This window comes from Brenneria izadpanahii, from assembly GCF_017569925.1.
GTDB lineage: Bacteria > Pseudomonadota > Gammaproteobacteria > Enterobacterales > Enterobacteriaceae > Brenneria > Brenneria izadpanahii.
Genome location: NZ_CP050854.1, coordinates 4,513,479 through 4,533,621, shown reverse-complemented (window position 1 = coordinate 4,533,621; position 20,143 = coordinate 4,513,479). Strand labels below are relative to the sequence as shown.

The window sequence follows — 20,143 nt, the reverse complement described above, 5'->3', positions numbered from 1 at the left end:
ACCTGCATGGGCAGGATAAAGGTTGTCATTAGTCGCGAGGATGTAATGCAAAGATCAGGAAGTTCCACTGGCGCGTCTATTCTGAACAGGTGTGACGCGCCCCAGTTAAGGATATTATTTTGCTGAATCCGATCGTTCGTAAATTTCAATACGGGCAACATACCGTCACCTTAGAGACAGGTATGATGGCTCGCCAGGCTACCGCCGCTGTTATGGTAAGCATGGATGACACGGCTGTATTCGTTACCGTCGTTGGCGCTAAACAGGCTAAACCCGGTCAGGGATTTTTCCCGCTGACCGTTAACTATCAGGAGCGTACCTACGCTGCCGGACGTATCCCAGGCGGTTTCTTCCGTCGTGAAGGACGTCCGAGCGAAGGCGAAACGCTGATTTCCCGCCTGATCGACCGCCCGATTCGTCCGCTGTTCCCTGATGGCTTCCTGAATGAAGTGCAGGTTATTGCGACCGTGGTTTCCGTTAACCCGCAGGTCAATCCCGATATCGTGGCGATGATCGGCGCTTCCGCAGCGTTGAGCCTGTCAGGCATCCCGTTCGGCGGCCCGATCGGCGCGGCGCGCGTTGGTTACCTGAACGACCAGTATGTGCTGAACCCGACGACCGACGAGCTGAAAGATAGCCGTCTGGATCTGGTGGTCGCCGGTACCGAAGGCGCGGTACTGATGGTTGAATCCGAAGCGGATCTGTTAAGTGAAGATCAGATGCTGGGCGCCGTGGTGTTCGGCCACGAGCAACAGCAGGTCGTGATTGAAAACATCAACGCGCTGGTTGCCGAAGCCGGTAAGCCTAAGTGGGACTGGCATGCGCCGGAAACTAACGCCGCTTTGCAGCAACGTGTGAAGGAACTGTCCGAAGCCCGCCTGGGCGATGCTTACCGCATCACGGAGAAACAGGAACGTTACGCGCAGGTTGATGAGATTAAAGCCGATGTCGAAGCTGCTTTATTAGCCGAAGATGAAACGCTGGACGCGGCTGAAATTCAGGAAATTCTGGGCGGCATCGAGAAAAACGTGGTGCGTAGCCGGGTACTGCGCGGCGAGCCGCGTATCGACGGCCGTGAAAAAGATATGATCCGCGGTCTGGATGTGCGTACCGGCGTACTGCCGCGCACCCACGGCTCCGCGCTGTTCACCCGCGGCGAAACTCAGGCGCTGGTTACCGCCACGCTGGGCACCGAACGCGATGCTCAAACCATTGATGAACTGACCGGCGAACGTACCGATCGCTTCCTGCTGCACTATAACTTCCCTCCGTATTCCGTTGGGGAAACCGGTATGGTCGGTTCGCCGAAGCGTCGTGAAATCGGTCATGGCCGTTTGGCGAAACGCGGCGTACTGGCCGTTATGCCGAAAGCCAACGAGTTCCCGTACACCGTGCGCGTGGTTTCCGAAATTACCGAATCCAACGGTTCTTCTTCCATGGCTTCTGTCTGCGGCGCTTCTCTGGCGCTGATGGATGCGGGGGTGCCGATTAAAGCCGCCGTCGCCGGTATTGCGATGGGGCTGGTAAAAGAAGGCGAGAACTTTGTTGTTCTGTCCGATATTCTGGGTGATGAAGATCATCTGGGCGATATGGACTTTAAAGTTGCCGGTAGCCGTGAGGGTATCACTGCGTTGCAGATGGATATCAAAATCGAAGGTATTACCCGCGAAATCATGCAGGTAGCCTTGAATCAGGCTAAAGGCGCGCGTTTACATATTCTGGGCGTGATGGAACAGGCAATCAGTACGCCGCGTGGCGATATTTCTGAATTTGCGCCGCGTATTCACACTATCAAGATTAGTACTGATAAGATCAAAGACGTTATCGGCAAAGGCGGCTCGGTTATCCGTGCGCTGACCGAAGAAACCGGCACCACCATCGAAATCGAAGATGATGGTACAGTGAAGATTGCTTCTACCGATGGCGAGAAAGCCAAAAACGCGATTCGTCGTATCGAAGAGATTACGGCTGAAATCGAAGTTGGGCGTATCTATCAGGGTAAAGTAACGCGTATCGTAGACTTTGGCGCTTTCGTCGCTATCGGCGGCGGTAAAGAAGGTCTGGTGCATATTTCTCAGATTGCCGATAAGCGAGTTGAGAAAGTGACGGATTACCTGCAAATGGGTCAGGAAGTTCCGGTAAAGGTACTGGAAGTTGACCGTCAGGGTCGCGTGCGCTTAAGCATTAAAGAAGCAAATGCTCAACCTCAGGAAGCGGCGGTAGCGCCTTCTGAGGGAGAATAACTGTTAAAAACAGTAGTACGGCTCCTTACTTACATGTAAGGAGCTGTGATCGTAAGGAGCGGACGTCCTTATATTGAGCAAACCGGGACAGGATGTTCATCCAATGTTTGTCTTCGGGAGTGGGAAATGAAGCCTTTCTTGCGCTGGTGTTATGTTGCGACAGCTCTTATGCTGGCAGGATGCAGCAACACGGATTGGCGCAAAGACGCGGTATTGGCAATTCCATTACAGCCTACTTTGCAGCAGGAAGTAATTCTGGCACGCATGGAACAAATTCTTGCCAGCCGGGCATTAACCGATGATGAGCGAGCACAGCTATTATATGAGCGCGGAGTGCTGTATGATAGCTTAGGGTTGCGAGCGTTAGCGCGAAATGATTTTTCACAAGCGCTGACTATCCGCCCTGATATGCCAGAGGTTTTTAACTATCTGGGTATTTACTTAACGCAGGCAGGCAATTTTGATGCTGCCTATGAAGCGTTTGATTCTGTACTAGAGCTTGATCCAACTTACAATTACGCGCGTTTAAACCGGGGCATCGCTTTGTATTATGGCGGTCGTTACCTGTTAGCGCAGGATGATCTGCTGGCGTTTTATCGAGACGATCCAAATGATCCTTTCCGTTCGTTGTGGCTGTATCTTGCGGAGCGAGAAATCAATCCGGAGACGGCCAAAGTAGCGTTGCAGAAACGCTATGACGGGGCGCAGAAAGGGCCGTGGGGATGGAATATTGTCGAATTCTACCTGGACGGTATCAGCGAAAAAGTGCTGATGACCCGTTTGCAGGAAGAGGCTACGGATAACACTTCGCTCGCTGAGCATCTCAGTGAAACTGACTTCTATTTAGGTAAGCACTACCTAAGTCTGGGGGACAAGAACACCGCTTTGGCGCTGTTCAAGCTGACGGTTGCTAACAATGTTCATAATTTTGTTGAGCACCGCTATGCATTGTTGGAATTGGCGCTATTAGGCCAAGAGCAAGACGACCTATCAGGATCGGACCAGCAATAGCTGACGAACAACACTATCAGCCCTGAAACTACGGTTATCGTTATCACCTTCGCGGGTGAGGGCTTTTTTGTTCGCTTATTAATCCAATTTGAGCCGGTTCACACTTTTCAATGAAAATGACTGAAAATTTTCTCGACGAGTTATGTAGACTGGCCGCCATTTATGAGGCACGTGTACATGACTACTGAGCTTGAAACCTCGTTTGCTGATTTGGGGCTGAGTGCTCCAATTATTAATGCCCTGACCGATCTGGGCTACGAAAAACCATCGCCGATCCAGGCGGAATGTATTCCTCATTTACTGAGTGGTCGTGATGTGCTGGGGATGGCACAGACCGGTAGTGGTAAAACCGCGGCATTTGCGCTGCCATTGCTGAATAATCTCAAACCCGAATTAAAAGCGCCGCAGATGCTGGTGCTGGCCCCAACCCGCGAATTGGCCGTACAGGTTGCCGAAGCCTGTAATGATTTTGCTAAACATATGCATGGCGTGAACGTGGTTGCCTTATATGGCGGTCAACGTTACGACGTACAACTGCGCGCTTTACGCGGCGGCGCTCAGATCGTTGTCGGTACGCCGGGACGTCTGCTGGATCACCTGAAGCGCGGTACGCTGGATCTGTCCAACCTGAGCGGTCTGGTGCTGGATGAAGCCGATGAAATGTTGCGTATGGGCTTTATCGAAGATGTTGAAAACATCATGGCTCAGATCCCGGCTGAACATCAGACCGCGCTGTTCTCCGCCACCATGCCGGAAGCGATTCGCCGCATTACGCGCCGTTTCATGAAGGATCCGCAGGAAGTGCGTATTCAGTCCAGCATTACTACCCGTCCTGATATCAGCCAGAGCTACTGGACTGTTCATGGTCTGCGTAAGAATGAAGCGCTGGTGCGTTTCCTGGAAGCGGAAGATTTTGATGCGGCGATTATTTTCGTGCGTACCAAAAACGCGACGTTGGAAGTGGCTGAGGCTTTAGAGCGCAGCGGTTATAACAGCGCCGCGTTAAACGGCGACATGAACCAGGCTCTGCGTGAACAGACGCTGGAACGCCTGAAAGACGGCCGCCTGGATATTCTGATCGCAACCGACGTCGCCGCCCGTGGTTTGGACGTCGATCGCATCAGCTTGGTGGTCAACTACGATATCCCGATGGATGCCGAGTCTTACGTTCACCGTATCGGCCGTACCGGCCGCGCCGGCCGCGCCGGTCGCGCATTGCTGTTTGTCGAAAACCGCGAGCGCCGTTTGCTGCGTAACGTTGAACGCACCATGAAGCTGACTATCCCTGAAGTTGAGCTGCCGAACGCTGAACTGCTGGGGCAACGTCGTCTGGCGAAGTTCGCCGCTAAGGTGCAACAGCAGCTGGAAAGCAGCGATCTGGATATGTATCGCGCGCTGTTGCCTAAATTACAGCCCGAGGAAGAGCTGGATATGGAAACCCTGGCCGCCGCACTGCTGAAAATGGCGCAGGGTGAACGTCCGCTGATTCTGCCGCCGGATCCGGTATTCGATCGTCGTCCGCGCCGCGAATTCCGCGATCGTGACGATTCCCGCGGCGACCGTCGTCGTGACGGCGATCGTCCGCCGCGTCGTGAACGCCGTGATGTGGGTGATATGGAGCTGTATCGTATTGAAGTGGGTCGTGACGACGGCGTGGAAGTTCGTCATATTGTGGGGGCGATCGCCAACGAAGGCGATATCAGCAGCCGCTATATCGGCAACATCAAGCTGTTTGCTTCTCACTCAACGATTGAACTGCCGAAAGGAATGCCGGGCGATCTATTGTCGCACTTTACCCGCACCCGCATTCTGAATAAGCCGATGAACATGCAGTTACTGGGCGATGCTCAGCCGCATGACCGAAACGGCGAACGCCGTGGCGGCCGTCCCGGCGGCGATCGTCGTGACGGTGCGCCGCGTCGTTCCTACAGTAACGGCGAACGCCGTGAAGGGAATGGCGGCGAGCGCCGTGGACGTACTTTCAATCGTGATGCCGCGCCGCGCGCGCCGCGTCGCCGTCCGGCCGATGCGTAATCGAGTCACATCAGGAAATACAATATCCGCCGGCGGATATTTAACATTCTGATATTTTTTGATATAAGAACGAACGGCCCCTGCGAGGGCCGTTTTTTTTTGCAAAGCGAATGATAGGCAACGCGCCTATTTCCCAATCGCAGGGTTTTCTTAATACCGTTGCGTTGTCTTGGATATGAATAACCGAACGGAGAATGTCGCCGTATTCTTATAATCACTGGTCGTGAATAATATTATTTACTGGAAAATTTACACCTCGGCGATTTTGTGAGCTTTTTATTAAATTATTTTTTGGAATAGAGTAAATGTCTGATTTTCTGTTAAAAAAACGCTTCAGTTGGAGAGCGTTAGGATGGCTTTTGCTGTTTTTTTGGTATTTCTCCTGTGTATTGCAATTATCAATTTTATTAAGCGGCCACAGCGGCTTTAATGGATTAAGAGATTCGTTGCTTTTCAGTTTGTTCTGGCTGGTGCCGGTATTTCTATTTCCACGCCGTACTCGAATCATTACCGCCGTATTAGGCATTGTTCTTTGGGCCTCTTCGGTTGTTGCGCTTGGTTATTATTCGATTTATAAGCAAGAGTTTTCGCAAAGCGTTCTATTTGTGATGTTCGAGTCGAATGCGACAGAAGCCGGCGAATATATGAGCCAGTATTTTAGTCTGAAGGTGATTGGAATATTGTTGGCTTATACCGCGGCGGCTTTTTTCTTATGGACAAAGGTGCGTCCGGTCTATTTGTCTATCCGGTATAGAACTATCGTCTCTTTATTAATCGTCACCGGCCTTTTTGGCATTCCCGTTTATAAAAAGATGATCGTTGAGAAAATCTCTCTGGACGATACCGTTGGATATCTGGCTGAGAGGATGGGAACAACGGCGCCCTGGCAATTTCTGAGCAGTTATCTGGAATATCATCAGCAGCTGAGCTGTATGGAGACGATGCTGCAGCAAAATGCGGCGCTGCCGCCGCTGGCGAATCTTAAAGATGCCAATGGCGATACGCCGCGTACGCTGGTGATGGTTATCGGCGAGTCGACCACCCGCAGCCGGATGAGCCTGTATGGTTATAGCCGGGCCACCACGCCGCGTCTGGATGCCTTGAGCCAGTCCGATCCGAATCTGGTGGTATTTAAAGATGTGGTGACATCACGCCCTTACACCATAGAAATTCTGCAACAGGCGCTAACCTTTGCCGACGAACTGAACCCGGACCTGTATCTGAGCAAGCCCTCGCTGATGAATTTGATGAAGCAGGCAGGATATAAAACGTTCTGGATCACCAACCAGCAAACGATGACCAAACGTAATACCATGCTGACGGTTTTTTCACAGCAGACGGATAAGCAGTTTTATCTGAACAACCAGCGGACCCAGAGCGCCCGGCAGTATGATGATGTGGTGCTGGCGCCGTTCGAGGAGGTGATGTCCGATCCGGCGCAGAAGAAATTTATTGTCGTTCATTTATTGGGAACGCACATGAACTATAAATACCGCTATCCGGAAGATTTCGATAAGTTCAATGATTTCGCCGGCGTGCCCGCCGAGGTAAGCGATAAAGACGTCTACAATCATTATGACAATGCGGAATTGTATAACGACTATATCGTTTCCAGTTTGATTAACCTGTTTGCGCAACATAAACCCAATGGCTTTTTGCTTTACTTCTCCGATCATGGCGAAGATGTTTATGAAACGCCGCCGCATAATATTCTGGGGCGCAATGAAGCGGCTCCCACCCGGGCGATGTACACCATTCCTTTTTTCGTCTGGATGTCGCCGGAATGGCGGAAAAATCATAATGCCGACTATGCGCCCTATGTTGAACGCAAGTACAGCAGCGCCCATTTGATTCATACCTGGTCTGATTTGGCGGGATTAAGTTACGACTTCTATGAACCGTCAAAGAGTCTGGTCAATCCGGCGTTCAAACAGACCGAACGTTGGATCGGCAATCCTGATGATAAAAAAGCGTTGCGCACGTTTGACGATCTGCCGGCAACGGCGGAAGGCGCGAAATAATCTCGACAATCTCAGGGATGCATTCGCATCCCTGTTGCTTTATTCACATTTCGCTGTAATAAATCAATGCCTCATAGGGCCGTAATTCAATGTTAGGAGTGATAACGTCCGATGAGTCTGAATAATTAGATAATAGCAGCGTTGCCTTGCTGTTTGCTAAATTTTCAGGTAAGGAATAATTGACTTTCTTTTCTGAAAAAGAACAAATCACAATCAAGGTTTTATTGACTAAAATTCTTATGTATCCATAGACATCAGAGTCCGTATCATTAATTAATTCATATTTACCCTCAACAACGACAGGATACTGTTTCCTTATTTTAATTAATTTTTTGTAGTGATAAAATACTGAGTCTTTGTCATTCAATGTGTTTTGGACATTAATAAGTTTATTATCTGGTGAAAAATCAAGCCATGGCGTACCGTCGGTAAAACCGGATTTTTCAGTCGCATCCCATGGCATCGGCACACGGGCATTATCTCTGGATTTTAAATAGATGGCCTTCTTTATATAATCGTCATTAAGGTTTTCGCGTTTAAAACTATTAAACACAGATAAGGTTTCAATATCTTTATACTTATCCATTGAGGAGAAATTAACATTACGCATGGCTAACTCCTCCCCCTGATAAATATAAGGCGTACCTTTCATCATGTGCAATAATGTGCCCAGCATTTTTGCTGACTCTACCCTATAGCGATCATCATTGCCGAATCTGGATACCGCTCTGGGTTGGTCATGGTTACTCCAGTATAATGAATTCCAGCCCGTATCCAGCTTCTGTTGCCATTCCGTCATTGTGGCTCTGAGATCGCTCATCTTAAATCGGATATCAGAAAATTTCCCATATTTACCATAATCTAAATGCATATGGTCAAATTGAAAAATCATATTAAGCTCGTTATGATCTGATTGAGTATATAATAGAGCCTGGGTGCTATTTGTGTTCGGGGTTTCACCCACGGTCATGCAATCATATTTACTTAAAACCTCACGATTCATTTCTTGTAAAAACTCATGCACCCGCGGACCATTTGAAGCGCCTATGTAGTAAGATTTACTATAAACCGCACCTTTTGGCGCGTTTGGATAGCGTTGATCTTTACTAATTAAGCTAATTACGTCCATCCTGAAGCCGTCTATACCTATATCCAGCCAATATTTCATGATGTTATAAACTTCATGCCTTACCACAGGGTTTTCCCAGTTTAGGTCCGGCTGTTCTTTAGCAAACAGATGTAAATAATATTGGTTACGGCTGGGAACATACTCCCAGGCAGAGCCGCCGAAAGTAGCTCCCCAATTGGTCGGCGGAGAGCCATCTTCTTGTGGATCTTTCCAGATATAAAAATCAGCATAGGGATTGGTCTTACTTTTCATTGACTCCTGAAACCAATGATGCTGGTCGCTGGTGTGATTTACAACCAAATCCATAATGATTTTTATATTTAAATCGTGCGCGGATTTCAATAATGATTTAAAGTCATCCAAAGTTCCAAAGACTGGATTGATCTTATAATAATCAGAAATGTCATAGCCATTATCAATAAGGGGAGACTCATATATGGGATTTAACCATATGACATCGGCGCCTAATTTATTTATATAGGGTAATTTTTCATTTAAGCCCGCTAAATCGCCAATGCCATCTCCATTCGAGTCTTTAAAACTTTGAGGGTATACTTGGTATACGACACTTTTTTTCCACCAATCCTTACTCATCACTCGTCCCCTTCATCATGAGTAGATTGCTCAGCCATAAAATCATTCACATAAATCAACTGCTCTCTGGAGTAATTTACCGCTTCTCTGATGGTATCCGGGCTAATGAAACTCTCTTCAAGCTCACATAAAATTGCCATGACGACGGGTAAATTAACGCCTGTCATGATATGAAGGTTTTTGTTTTTTAGATATTTAGAAAATCCCTGATTAACCGAGCCACCCAACATATCTGTAAAAACAATGACTTCATCTTCTTGGTAGTTGATACCATCTAATACAGACGAAATTTCTTCTTCAATCGGTGTGTTTGTTAAATATGCTGAAATAGCAATAATCTCACCTACGTCCGGCAGTATATACTTTACAGTATCTTTCATCCCTTCTGCTAAACGATGGTGAGTCGCTATAATAATCTTTCTCATGTTTTTTCCTCTAAATTTTCAAAACACCAAAATAGGATAATATTAAAGAAACACCTATAACCAAAAATATTATATTTATGATGCTTATTTTTTTAGATGATATCATTTTATAAATAATCAGTGTCAATCCAGCCGGAAGCAAAGAAGGCATGATTTTATCTAATATTTCTGACTGGATAGGTAATGATATTTCCCCTGAAGCAAAGCTTAATCCAACATTAACTTTTACAACGGCAGGGATTAACGCCCCAACAACTGTCAAACCCATTATTGATGCCGCTTCAGTAAATACGGTCAATTTATTGCCCAACGCCGTAACGAGCTTCAAACCAGAGTCATATCCGATATGGAATAACTTAAAGCGAAAAAACAAAAACAATAGGTTAAGGCAGAGCCAGATAATCGCCCCAACCGGGCTGCCCTCTAATCCCATATAGGCAGCGATAGAGCCCATAATCGTAGGATATAAAACCCAAACCAGAGTATCGCCGATACCTGCTAATGGCCCCATCATCCCGGTCTTGAAGGCTTGCACCGCATTTAAAGAGGATTTGCCATCCTTTTCTTCCATCGCCAGGCTTGCGCCTAACAATAAGTTAGCCATCCAGGTTGTCGTGTTGAAATATTTAAAATGATTATTTAGCGATGCATTGTAGTCATCGTCATTTTTATAAATTTTCCTTAATGATTTATGCAATCCGTAAACCACAGCTGGGCCTTGCTGTGTTTGATAATTGAAGGTATTACAAGCCATAAACATATAGCGTAGAGCAGCCTTGTTTATATCTCCTTTAGTTAAAACTATTTCTTTTTTTTCTGAGTTTTCCAAATTGGAATCTGATAAGTCATTCATCAAAGTCATCCCCTTCAATCTGTTGAGCGCTCTCGGCATTAGCCAGTTTATGATTAGGTTCTGCCATTTTGTTGATGAAATAATAATATGCGAAAGCGAAACCTAATATTGAAATCCCCAAAATAGGAAGTTTCAAATAAGCTGAGACAACGAAGCCAATTAATAGCATCGTTAAATATTTTTTCACCGGCATGACGTGTAACAGCAATGCTATACCCACGGCGGGTAACATATTTCCTGCTATCGATAGCCCATCAGTAAACCACTGAGGAACGACGGACAGAATCAGTTTGACAATTTTGTCTCCGAAGATTACGCATAATGTGGTTGGGATGGCAGTGGATAATCCAAAAATTAACGGTCCGCCCCAGAATATTAAGTTCATCTTCTTATATTGTTTTCTATTTGCCGCTTTCTGTGCTGCATTCGCAATGTATGTATTCAAAATTTTCGCTAATACATCTAGCTGAATACCTAGCATACCAACCGGGACACCAACGGCTAATGCTATTGCCTTCGCCTCTTCAATATTATTTGTCGATTTAATGGCGATATAGATGCCCACTAAAGTCGCTAAACCCCAATTGGGAATGGATGACCCTCCTATATTCGCCACCCCCAGGGCCATTAGCTGAAAGGTGCCGCCAATCATCATGGCGGTTGTCATATCTCCCATGATGAGTCCGGTAAAGAACGCAACCATTATTGGAAACCAGGTGCTGATACATAATCCTTGTTGATCGATAACAATCCAAAAGGCGAGCGCTATTATCAATATTGCCTGAATGATTTCCATTTTCTTTACCTTATTTAATATAAGTTTCTAATGGCTCTTCAACATCATTAGGCACAAAATGGAAAGTAACCGGTATACCTTTTGACGATAATTCTTTTAAGTCATCTGTTTCTTTTTTATTTACTGAAACCATTTTTTTGAGCGTGGTTTTGTCTTCGCCATCAAAGATAATACCTATATTTACTTTTGGGATTTTGACGCCGCCGTTAACCAGCCTCAACAATGTTTCCGGGCTGTTGACGATTAAAAGAACGTTATGGTCATCATATTTTCCATTATTGAAATTAGTAATTGCCGTAGCCGTATCGATAATTGACATATTGGTACCTACCGGCTTACTCATTCTCATGACTTCTTTTTGCGTTTCGTCATGGCTTATTTCATCATCTACAACCATTAACCTTTTTGCTTTGGTAAAACCCGCCCACTGTGTAACGACGATGCCATGTATCAAACGCTGGTCAATTCTTGCTAACACGACGCCCATGATTTTTCTCCTAGTGATAACGAATTGATTTAAAAAATGTTACTGTGCAATTTACGCAATTATTGTGCAACCGCTTGCATAAAGTGTTAATCCTTGTGCTACTTTTGGTAAAGCAGTAGCTTTGATTAATGTGAGACCTATCACATATTTAATCTAACCGTCAGGTTTTGCCATAGGCATCATGCGCTCACATAATGCATTGATTTTTAATTATTTATTTAATGGCTTTACCTTGCTGACAACATGGTTTAAGTTTGGCTTATGTGTTAGATGAATTCTGAAAGTGAAATATTTACTCTGGGAGAAATTTTTACATGGGGATAACGATCAAAGATGTAGCGGAAAAGTCAGGCGTAGCCACATCAACTGTATCCAGGGTAATTAATAATAGCGCCAGTATTTCAGAAAAAACTAAAGAAAAAGTTAACAAGGTCATGCGAGAACTGGGTTATACGCCTAATTCTACAGCAAGAAATCTGGGGAAAGGAAAAGCAAACTCAATCGCTGTAATTCTTCCACCTTTAAAGTCAAGAGAAGAAATGAGCATTCCTTTTTTTTTAGAAATCATTGAATCAATCAATCAAGAAGCGCAAATTTTCGGCCTTTCTATTGCGTTGGCTATATCAAAAAACTTCGATGATCTATTGTCTAATGTAAAAAGAATGCATGCGCAAAAACAAGTAGATGGTTTTATTTTGTTATATTCTAACGTAGAGGATCCAATAATAGACTATTTATATAAAAATAAATTAAAGTTTAGTCTAGTTGGCCTGCCTTGTGAAAACGAGAATAAGATTACATATGTTGACAACGATAATCAATTATTAGGTAAGGATGCGACTAATTATCTTATTAAAAACAAGCATGAAAAAATTATATTTATAACCAATAGGATAAAGGAAAATGTTCATTTCGAACGTTTTTTTGGTTATCAAAAAGCAATGATCATGGCAAATCTCAAACCATTCGATGCAATAAATATTGAGAGTGCAGAAGATTTTTTTTATCTTGAATCAGTGTTAAAGCAATCGAAAATAACCGCTGCGGTAATTATTGAAGACTTATTGGCATTTAAAGTTATCCAGCATATTAGTGCTCTTGGATACGCTGTTCCTCAAAATATTTCAGTTATTAGTTTTAATAATACAATCTTTTCTACTTTAGCTCATCCATACATAACAAACATTGATATCAATATTGATTTGCTAGCTAAGTACAGTTTGAAATATGTTATTGATCAGGTAAACGGCAGAAAGTCTCACGGCGTAAAATTCGTCGTTCCTCATAAAATCGTTGAGAACGAATCTGTCATGACGCTATCTGATAATAAAGCGAGTTAATTATAAATTCAGAACCCGATTTTTATACCCTTCATCTTTCAAATTGCAGGTGCGTTGGCTGCCTAATTACTCGGCCCTTCCCTGGGCCTCGCCCCGTTGGGACCGCTGCAAGCGGCGTTCAAATCTGCTTTAGGCAGATTTGCCACCCCAGTCACTTAGTTATCTAAGCTCCTGGGGATTAATGAGAGACATCCTGTCTCTCACCGAAGGGCAGCCGTTGGCTGGTCAAATTCGCTCCCGACGAATTTGTCACTCGCTTGCCGCCTCCCGCAGCGACGGGAGGCGCGAAATAATCTCGACGAGCATCAGGGATGCAATTGCACCCCTGTCTCTTTATTCTTCCTGGAGCGATTGCCGCACGTCCATCGCGATCTCAAACGATCGCAGCCGGGCCTGATGGTCAAAAATCTGTCCGTTGATCATCACTTCATCCACCTGGGTTTCACGCAACAAACTCTGCAAGCCGTGTCTGACTTTCGTCCGATCGCCGACGATCGATAAGCGTAACGTTTGCTCAACGCCAAACTGCTCTGCCGGCGACCAGATGGATTCCATATCTTCCACCGGCGCCGGCAGCGGGCCGGGAGCGCCGCGGCGCAGGTTGATAAATTGCTGCTGCATTGAGGTAAACAGGAAACGGGCATCGCGATCGCTGTCAGCGGCAACGACGTTGACGCAAACCATCGCATAAGGTTTGGAATACGCGGCCGAAGGCTTAAACGTTTCACGGTAAACCTTGAGCGCTTGCAGCAGCATATCGGGAGCAAAATGGGCGGCGAACGCAAACGGCAATCCCAATGCGGCGGCCAGCTGCGCGCTGTATAAACTGGAGCCCAGCAGCCAGATGGGAACCTGCAAGCCTTGACCGGGCACGGCCTGAACCGCCTGGCCGGGCTGAACATCGGCAAAGTAACGCCGTAGTTCCTGTACGTCCCGCGGGAAATCATCAATATCGGCATTAAGATGACGCCGCAGGGCCATCATGGTGCGCTGATCGGTGCCCGGCGCGCGGCCCAGACCAAGATCGATGCGGCCCGGATAGAGGGACTCCAGCGTACCGAACTGTTCGGCAATAACCAATGGAGCATGGTTGGGCAGCATCACGCCGCCGGAGCCGAGGCGGATACGCTGCGTGCCGGCGGCAAGATAGCCAATCAGTACCGAGGTGGCCGCGCTGGCGATCCCGGTCATATTGTGGTGTTCGGCCAGCCAATAGCGGTGGTAGCCCCATTTTTCCGCGTGCCGCGCCAGATCCAGCGAGTGGTTGAAAGCATCCCGTGCATTAAGGCCGACCGGGATCGGCGCCAAATCCAGAATGGAAAAAGGGACGGACTGAGAAGTTGCAGACATAGTCGGTGCTCGCTTTATCAGTTTCGGATACGCTGAGTATTACGCTATTTAGTGAAATTTTATATCCCGTCGATGCGCTAACTTCATTCCATCGCCCCCATTCTTTGATGCCGCCGCTGGCCGTATGCAAATCTAAACCGGTTCGGATGACCGTGAGCAGAGCGCTGAAAATGGCGTGCTATGCTTCTTTATGCTTAAACATAATGACGCTAACGCGCTACAATGTAACAACTTTGTTTTTATTGTTGGTAAATTGTTTATGTATAAGGTAGCGAAGCGCGTCGCGCAGCGCGGCATGAGGCCAGCGCAAGGAAAGTCCGGAGCACAATAAATGAATAAAAAGACGCGGTTTACGTTACTGCTGGTGGTGGTGGTTATTGCCCTGGCGGTTCTGTTTAGGGCGAATAATAAGGATATTTTGCTGCAGGGCGAGGTCGATGCCCAGGAAGTCATTGTCGCTTCTAAGGCATCGGGACGGGTAATTGAACGCCATGTGCAACGCGGGGACGATGTTAAGGCAGGACAACTGCTGATTACGCTGGAAAACGCTGAATTAGTGGCGCAGTTGCGTGCGGCGGAAGCCGCGCGGGACCAGGCGAAATCGCTGTTGGAGCAGTCTGAGCACGGTACGCGGGAAGAGAGTATTCGCAATCTGCGCGCCACGCTGGCCCAGGCGCAGGCGGCGTATCAGAACGCCCTGCACGAATATAATCGTCAGGCGGGTATTGCGGCTAAGGGATTTGTTTCGGCTTCGGCGCTGGATAGCGCGCGTGAGGCCCGCGATAGCGCTTTGCAGCAGGTTAAGGCGGCGCAGGCCAATCTGGACGCGGGATTGCACGGCGATAGGCCGGAACAAAGGGAAAATTATGCCGCCGCGCTGCGTCAGGCCGAACAGCAACTGCTGGAAATTAAAGCCCAGGCGGACGAACTTCAGGTTAGAGCGCCGGTCGACGGCGAGGTCGGTCCTATTCCGGCCGAGGTGGGGGTGCTGCTCAGCGCTTCCAGTCCGCTTATCACGCTGGTGCGCGTTCCGCAGGCCTGGTTCGTCTTCAACCTGCGGGAGGATATTCTGGCCGGGGTGCGCAAGGGGGATCGGATCGCGCTGCGCGTACCGGCGCTGAATAACCGTATGATTGATGCCGAGGTGCGCTATATCGCCCCGCTGGGCGATTACGCCACCAAACGCGCCACGCGGGCAACCGGCGACTTCGATCTGAAAACCTTCGAAGTCCGGCTGTATCCGACGCAGCCGCAGGAAGGATTGAGGCCGGGAATGAGCGCGCTATGGCAGTGGAAAGAGTAAACGCCGCCTGGCGTAGTTTCACGGCGTCATTTCGCCAGGAGGTTAACACGGCGCTGCGCAGCCCGGTGGTGCATTGGCTTGGCTGGGGTTTTCCCCTGCTGCTGTTTATTTTGCTGGGCAGCATTTTTTCCGTCGGTACGATGCAGGATCTGCCGGTGTCGGCGAACGATAACGATCACAGCCCGCTGTCGCGCGATCTGATCCGCAAGCTGGACGCCGGATCCCATGCCCGTATTGAGCCGTGGGCGGGGGGGCTGGCCGAGTCGATGCAGCGCTTACGCAGCGCCCAGGACTATGGTCTGCTCTATATCCCGCTGAACTTTGAGGCCGATGTGTTGGCCGGTCGTCAGCCCAGCGTCCTGTTTTATTACAATGCTCTGTTTTATGGCGCCGGCTTTTATTCCACCCAGGATTTCAGCACGCTGATAACGGAAGTCAACAGTCAGTATCGCAGCGTTATCGCCGCCGAGTCCGGACACACGCTGCCGGCGCTGGCTAACGTCACCCTGGCGTACGGCAGTTTGTTCAACGCCAGCGGCAGCTATGTCTATTATCAGCAGTTTGCCGCCACCATCCACTTGCTACAGCTTTTCGCCGTCACCTGCATGATTTATGTCCTGGAGCGCAGCAAAGATATTGTCAACCGCCGGCCCTTTGTGCTGGCGATGCTTGGCAAACTGGCGCCTTATACGCTGTATTATACCGCGCTGCTGATTGTCGAGATCGCTATTCTGGTGTGGGCGTCCGACGCGCACGTGAGCGGCAATCCGCTGTATATGCTGCTGGTGGGGTTCTTTTACGTCATGGCGGCGCAGAGCATCGGCGTTCTGCTGTTTACCTTTACCCGCACGGCGCTGACGGCCTACACCATGATGGGGATTATCGTCAGTATCGCGCTGACGTTTTCCGGTCTGTCGGTGCCGGAGCTCTCCATGCCGTTGCCGGCGCAGATTATTGCGCAAATCGAGCCGTTAACGCACGCGCTGTACGCGATGTTCGATATCTTCCTGCGTCAGGTTTCGCTCTCTTCGGTGCTCAGCGTTTGCGCGCTGTTGCTGGCTTATCCGCTGGTGACCGGCCTGCTGGTGCGCAACCGGCTTTATCAGCGTTTAAGCCAGCCGGAGAATAAGCCGTGAAAAGTTACTGGCAGACATTCAGCCGGGTGCTGATCAGCATGCTGGAGCGTCCTATGTGGCTGATGCTGCTGGCCTCGCTCTGCGTGATGAGTCTGGTGTACGCCAATCACTCGGTGTGGGATTTGCCGGTGGCGGTGATCGACCAGGATCACAGCAACGCCAGCCGTCAGCTAATGCGCGATCTGGACGCCACACCGAAAATCGCCGTCAAAACATACGATAATTTACCGGAGGCGCAGCGCGATCTTGTGCTGCGTAAATTGTTTGCCGTGATCATCTTGCCGCTGGATTTGGAAAAAAAGATCCTCTCCGGCGAGACGATTACCATCCCCGCCTATGGCGATGCGACAAACCGTCTGGCGAACGGGCAGATTCAGCAGGACGTGATGGCGGCCTGGCAGCAGCTATTAGCCGATTATAATCGCGATCTGCTGTTGCGCAGCGGTTTTACCGATGTGCAGGCGCAGGTGATTCTGACGCCGGTGGTCGGGCAAACCGTGGGATTGTTTAATCCCGGCGTCAGCTTTGCGGCGATCATTTTCCCCGGTTTGCTGGTGATGTTGTTACAGCATTCGCTGTTGATCGCCTGCGTTCGGGTCAGCATCGCGCTGAAGAGTTCTCCGCAGGGCAAACCGACCATCCCGGTTTATCTGGGCGGCCTGTCGGCCCTGCTGCCGATCTGGCTCTTTTTGTCGATTGTGCTGTTTGTCTTGTGGCCCTGGGTGCTGGGTTATCGGCAGACGGCCAATATCCCGGAAATTCTGCTGCTGACGTTTCCCTTTTTGCTGGCGGTGCTGGGGCTGGGAAAACTGGTGACCGAGTGCCTGCGTCGCGTGGAAATGATTTACCTGACGCTGTCGTTTATTACCATGCCGGTTTTTTATCTTTCCGGCACGATATGGCCGGTACAGTCGATGCCGGGCTGGGTACGGGCGATCTCCTCGATGCTGCCTTCAACCTGGGCGACCAAGGCTATTGCCGGCGTGAACCAGATGAATCTGCCGCTGAGTGAAGTGGGGCGCGATGTGGTCATGCTGCTGGTGCTGGGCGTCGTTTATACCCTGCTGGGCATTGGGGTGGGGTTGTTGCATAACACCGGTCAACTGCGCCGTTTGTTGCGCCGCCGCTCAACACACCAGGGTTAACGTACGTTGATCTCGCTGACCCTGGCGGTCATGCCGTTTGCCGCGCTCGCTCCGCCTTAGGCGATCGGCATCAGGAACCGGCGGCATCTTTGGGTTGCTGTGCGCTACTGCACCAGCTCCAGGCCCGCCACCCGTCTCCAGTAGCCGTTGCAGTCGGCTTTTTTCTCCAGCGTCAGCGGCGCGGCGCCGTTTTCATTGGCGCGGAAAGCATCGATCATCGCCAGCGTTTCCATTCCCAGCGGCGACAGGCGGACGATATCCACCAAACCGGCCATATTGGCAAGCTCGTTGCCCAGGTTATAGCAATAGCCGCTCTGGGTCTGGATGCCGTTGAGGACGAATACCTGCTGATTTTCCTGCGATAGGACTTTGCGCCCCTGCGGATAGTTGATGCAGCAAGTCTCGCATTCGTCCTTGGCGCGGTTTTCCGAACGCGCGGTAAAACAGCGAGCGGAATAAGCCAGCGGCAAATGGCCGTAGCTCAGCACTTCAACCTCAAACTGGTTGCGGAACCCCAACTCGTCGCACTGGTTAAGCAGGTTTTGCAGCCAATCCCGGGACAGTTCCACCGGCATACACCAGCGCACCATGCCCTGTTTGCGCAGTAAACGCAGGGTATGGGCGTTATAACAGTTGAGGGCATGTCCGGCGACGAACGGCAAATGACGATCGGCGGCCATATTGACGGCGCCGAGATCGTTGGCTTCCAGCAGGAAGTCGCCGTTTTCGACGTAGCGTTTCAGCTCATTCAACTCCGAAGGCGCCTGAAGCAGCGCCAGCGTGGAGATGACCACCTGTTTGCCGTGGCCGGCGACCTGCCGGGCGACGTCAAGCCAGTCGGCGACTTTCATGGAACGGCGTTTGCTGCATACCGTTTCGCCAAGATAAATAATATCCGCGCTGCTGTTCATCGCAGCTTGGTAGAATGTTTCAATAGCGTCTCTGGGCCAGTAGTAGAGAATGGCGCCCAATGCGTATTTCATATTGTCTCCTGCTACTGCCATTTACGATGATAGGCGCCCAGCGTGGTTTGCGTACCTTCCGCCACGGCGCCAAGCGTATCCATCCACTCCTGCGTCGGGCTGAATGCGGACGGATTGGCCTTGCACCGGTCGATGGCTTCGCGCCAGACGCGGGTGATCTGGCTGACATAGGCGGGGCTGCGCTGGCGTCCTTCGATCTTCACCGAGGCGATATTCGTCGCCAGCAGTTCCGGCAGTAATTCCAATGTATTAAGACTGGTGGGCTCTTCGAGCGCATGATAGCGTTGCCCGCCGACCAGATAGCGGCCTTTGCACAACGTGGGATAACCGGCATTTTCATGATCCTGATAGCGGTCGATCAGCACGTTGTTCAGGCGGGACTCCATACCCTGTTCCGTTTGCTGCCAGCGGACGAAACGCGCCGGCGAGCATGCGCCCACGGTATTCGGCGATTCGCCGGTCAGATAGGAGGAGAGGTAACAGCGGCCTTCCGCCATGATGCACAGGCTGCCGAAAGCGAACACCTCCAGCGGAACCGAACTGGCGCGGGCCAGCTGTTTTACCTGATGGATGGAAAGCACCCGGGGCAGAACGATGCGGGAAACGTCGAAATGGCGTTGGTAAAAGTTAATCGCCTCGGTATTGGTGGCGGAAGCCTGCACCGAGACGTGGCGCTCGATGTTCGGGTAGCGTTCCGCGGCATATTCCAGCATGGCCAGGTCGGCCAGGATCAGTACATCGGCGCCGATTTGCGCCGCCATATCGACGGCGCGCTCCCAGCGTTGATAGCCGTCGGGATGGGCGAACGTATTAATGGCGATGTGAAGTTTGCGGCGGTGGCGGTGCACATAATCACGCGCTTCCTGCAGTTTTTTATCGGTGAAGTTTAGTCCGGCGAAGTGGCGTGCGTTGGTGTCGTCTTTCAGGCCGATATAGACCGCGTCGGCGCCATTATCGATAGCCGCTTTCAATGCCGGAAGATTACCGGCGGGGCAAAGCAATTCCATACTATTTCCTTCATTAATCAAAATCAGGATGAGACCAGCCATCCGCTACGATCAATGATGTTGGTGGACTAATGAGATTTGTTATCAGTCAATGAATGTTTTTAACGATAGATAATTTTAATTAACCCGATATGGCAGTGGTTTGATTTAAAACAGTTAACGGTGTGATGAAAAGAGAGAGGGCATGCATATGATGATTTATCGCCGTGATTTTCACGTTGTCGGCGGGCGCCACCGGAAATCCATTGAGTACCGGCAGAACAGGATAATTTATTGACATAGACCT

The 20,143-nt window shown here is 49.5% G+C and carries 17 protein-coding genes; 9 read left to right on the top strand and 8 right to left on the bottom strand.

Annotated features, from left to right (window positions below):
- Positions 1-119: 119 nt before the first annotated feature.
- The 5 genes from pnp (at position 120) to cptA (ending at position 7,309) form a co-directional block, all read left to right on the top strand.
- The gene (gene pnp / locus HC231_RS20200) at positions 120-2,243 is read left to right on the top strand and encodes a polyribonucleotide nucleotidyltransferase (protein ID WP_208228468.1); all 2,124 of its coding nucleotides are present in this window, start codon (positions 120-122) and stop codon (positions 2,241-2,243) included.
- Between the two features lie 126 nt (positions 2,244-2,369).
- A complete protein-coding gene (gene nlpI, locus HC231_RS20195; RefSeq protein ID WP_208228467.1) occupies positions 2,370-3,254 on the top strand; it encodes a lipoprotein NlpI in 885 nt (294 codons plus the stop codon).
- 110 nt (positions 3,255-3,364) lie between these two features.
- Complete coding sequence (gene yrbN, locus HC231_RS24435) at positions 3,365-3,442, top strand: protein YrbN (protein WP_121514196.1); 78 nt, start codon at positions 3,365-3,367, stop codon at positions 3,440-3,442.
- A complete protein-coding gene (locus HC231_RS20185) occupies positions 3,432-5,288 on the top strand; it encodes a DEAD/DEAH family ATP-dependent RNA helicase (RefSeq protein ID WP_208228466.1) in 1,857 nt (618 codons plus the stop codon). The genes yrbN and HC231_RS20185 overlap by 11 nt, the downstream gene beginning before the upstream one ends.
- A 305-nt stretch (positions 5,289-5,593) precedes the next feature.
- Complete coding sequence (gene cptA / locus HC231_RS20180; RefSeq protein ID WP_208228465.1) at positions 5,594-7,309, top strand: phosphoethanolamine transferase CptA; 1,716 nt, start codon at positions 5,594-5,596, stop codon at positions 7,307-7,309.
- A gap of 43 nt (positions 7,310-7,352) precedes the next feature.
- Here the strand turns inward: cptA and HC231_RS20175 are convergent, their stop codons facing one another.
- The 5 genes from HC231_RS20175 to HC231_RS20155 are packed head-to-tail and all read right to left on the bottom strand — an operon-like array spanning position 7,353 to position 11,593.
- Positions 7,353-9,032, bottom strand: a complete 1,680-nt coding sequence (locus tag HC231_RS20175; protein WP_208228464.1) for an alpha-glucosidase — start codon at positions 9,030-9,032, stop codon at positions 7,353-7,355.
- Entirely contained in the window at positions 9,032-9,457 is a 426-nt protein-coding gene (locus HC231_RS20170; protein WP_208228463.1) for a PTS sugar transporter subunit IIA, read from the bottom strand. The genes HC231_RS20175 and HC231_RS20170 overlap by 1 nt, the downstream gene beginning before the upstream one ends.
- Before the next feature lie 10 nt (positions 9,458-9,467).
- On the bottom strand, positions 9,468-10,310 hold the full coding sequence (locus HC231_RS20165) for a PTS system mannose/fructose/sorbose family transporter subunit IID (protein ID WP_208228462.1): 843 nt from the start codon (positions 10,308-10,310) through the stop codon (positions 9,468-9,470).
- Positions 10,303-11,106: a PTS mannose/fructose/sorbose/N-acetylgalactosamine transporter subunit IIC gene (locus HC231_RS20160; RefSeq protein ID WP_208228461.1), complete on the bottom strand. Its 804-nt coding sequence runs from the start codon at positions 11,104-11,106 to the stop codon at positions 10,303-10,305. The genes HC231_RS20165 and HC231_RS20160 overlap by 8 nt, the downstream gene beginning before the upstream one ends.
- Positions 11,107-11,116: 10 nt before the next feature.
- Positions 11,117-11,593, bottom strand: a complete 477-nt coding sequence (locus tag HC231_RS20155) for a PTS sugar transporter subunit IIB (protein WP_048636259.1) — start codon at positions 11,591-11,593, stop codon at positions 11,117-11,119.
- Positions 11,594-11,907: 314 nt separating this feature from the next.
- Between HC231_RS20155 and HC231_RS20150 the strand changes: the two genes are divergently transcribed.
- Positions 11,908-12,933: a LacI family DNA-binding transcriptional regulator gene (locus tag HC231_RS20150; protein ID WP_208228460.1), complete on the top strand. Its 1,026-nt coding sequence runs from the start codon at positions 11,908-11,910 to the stop codon at positions 12,931-12,933.
- A 333-nt stretch (positions 12,934-13,266) separates the two neighbouring features.
- On the opposite strand, the gene HC231_RS20145 is transcribed toward HC231_RS20150, so the two are convergent.
- On the bottom strand, positions 13,267-14,283 hold the full coding sequence (locus HC231_RS20145; protein ID WP_208228459.1) for a luciferase-like monooxygenase: 1,017 nt from the start codon (positions 14,281-14,283) through the stop codon (positions 13,267-13,269).
- A gap of 331 nt (positions 14,284-14,614) precedes the next feature.
- Here HC231_RS20145 and HC231_RS20140 point away from each other — a divergent pair, with 331 nt between their 5' ends.
- From HC231_RS20140 to HC231_RS20130, 3 genes are read left to right on the top strand one after another with little or no spacing between them, the layout of a single operon-like run.
- Entirely contained in the window at positions 14,615-15,586 is a 972-nt protein-coding gene (locus HC231_RS20140; RefSeq protein WP_208228458.1) for an HlyD family secretion protein, read from the top strand.
- A complete protein-coding gene (locus HC231_RS20135; protein WP_208228457.1) occupies positions 15,568-16,722 on the top strand; it encodes an ABC transporter permease in 1,155 nt (384 codons plus the stop codon). Before HC231_RS20140 ends, HC231_RS20135 begins: the two co-directional genes overlap by 19 nt.
- On the top strand, positions 16,719-17,867 hold the full coding sequence (locus HC231_RS20130) for an ABC transporter permease (RefSeq protein WP_208228456.1): 1,149 nt from the start codon (positions 16,719-16,721) through the stop codon (positions 17,865-17,867). Before HC231_RS20135 ends, HC231_RS20130 begins: the two co-directional genes overlap by 4 nt.
- A 104-nt stretch (positions 17,868-17,971) precedes the next feature.
- Here the strand turns inward: HC231_RS20130 and HC231_RS20125 are convergent, their stop codons facing one another.
- Together HC231_RS20125 and ubiU are read right to left on the bottom strand one after the other, a co-directional pair.
- A complete protein-coding gene (locus HC231_RS20125) occupies positions 17,972-18,850 on the bottom strand; it encodes a U32 family peptidase (protein ID WP_208228455.1) in 879 nt (292 codons plus the stop codon).
- Between the two features lie 11 nt (positions 18,851-18,861).
- Positions 18,862-19,857 (bottom strand): ubiquinone anaerobic biosynthesis protein UbiU, encoded by a 996-nt coding sequence (gene ubiU / locus HC231_RS20120; protein WP_208228454.1) that lies wholly within the window; start codon positions 19,855-19,857, stop codon positions 18,862-18,864.
- Positions 19,858-20,143: the final 286 nt, after the last annotated feature.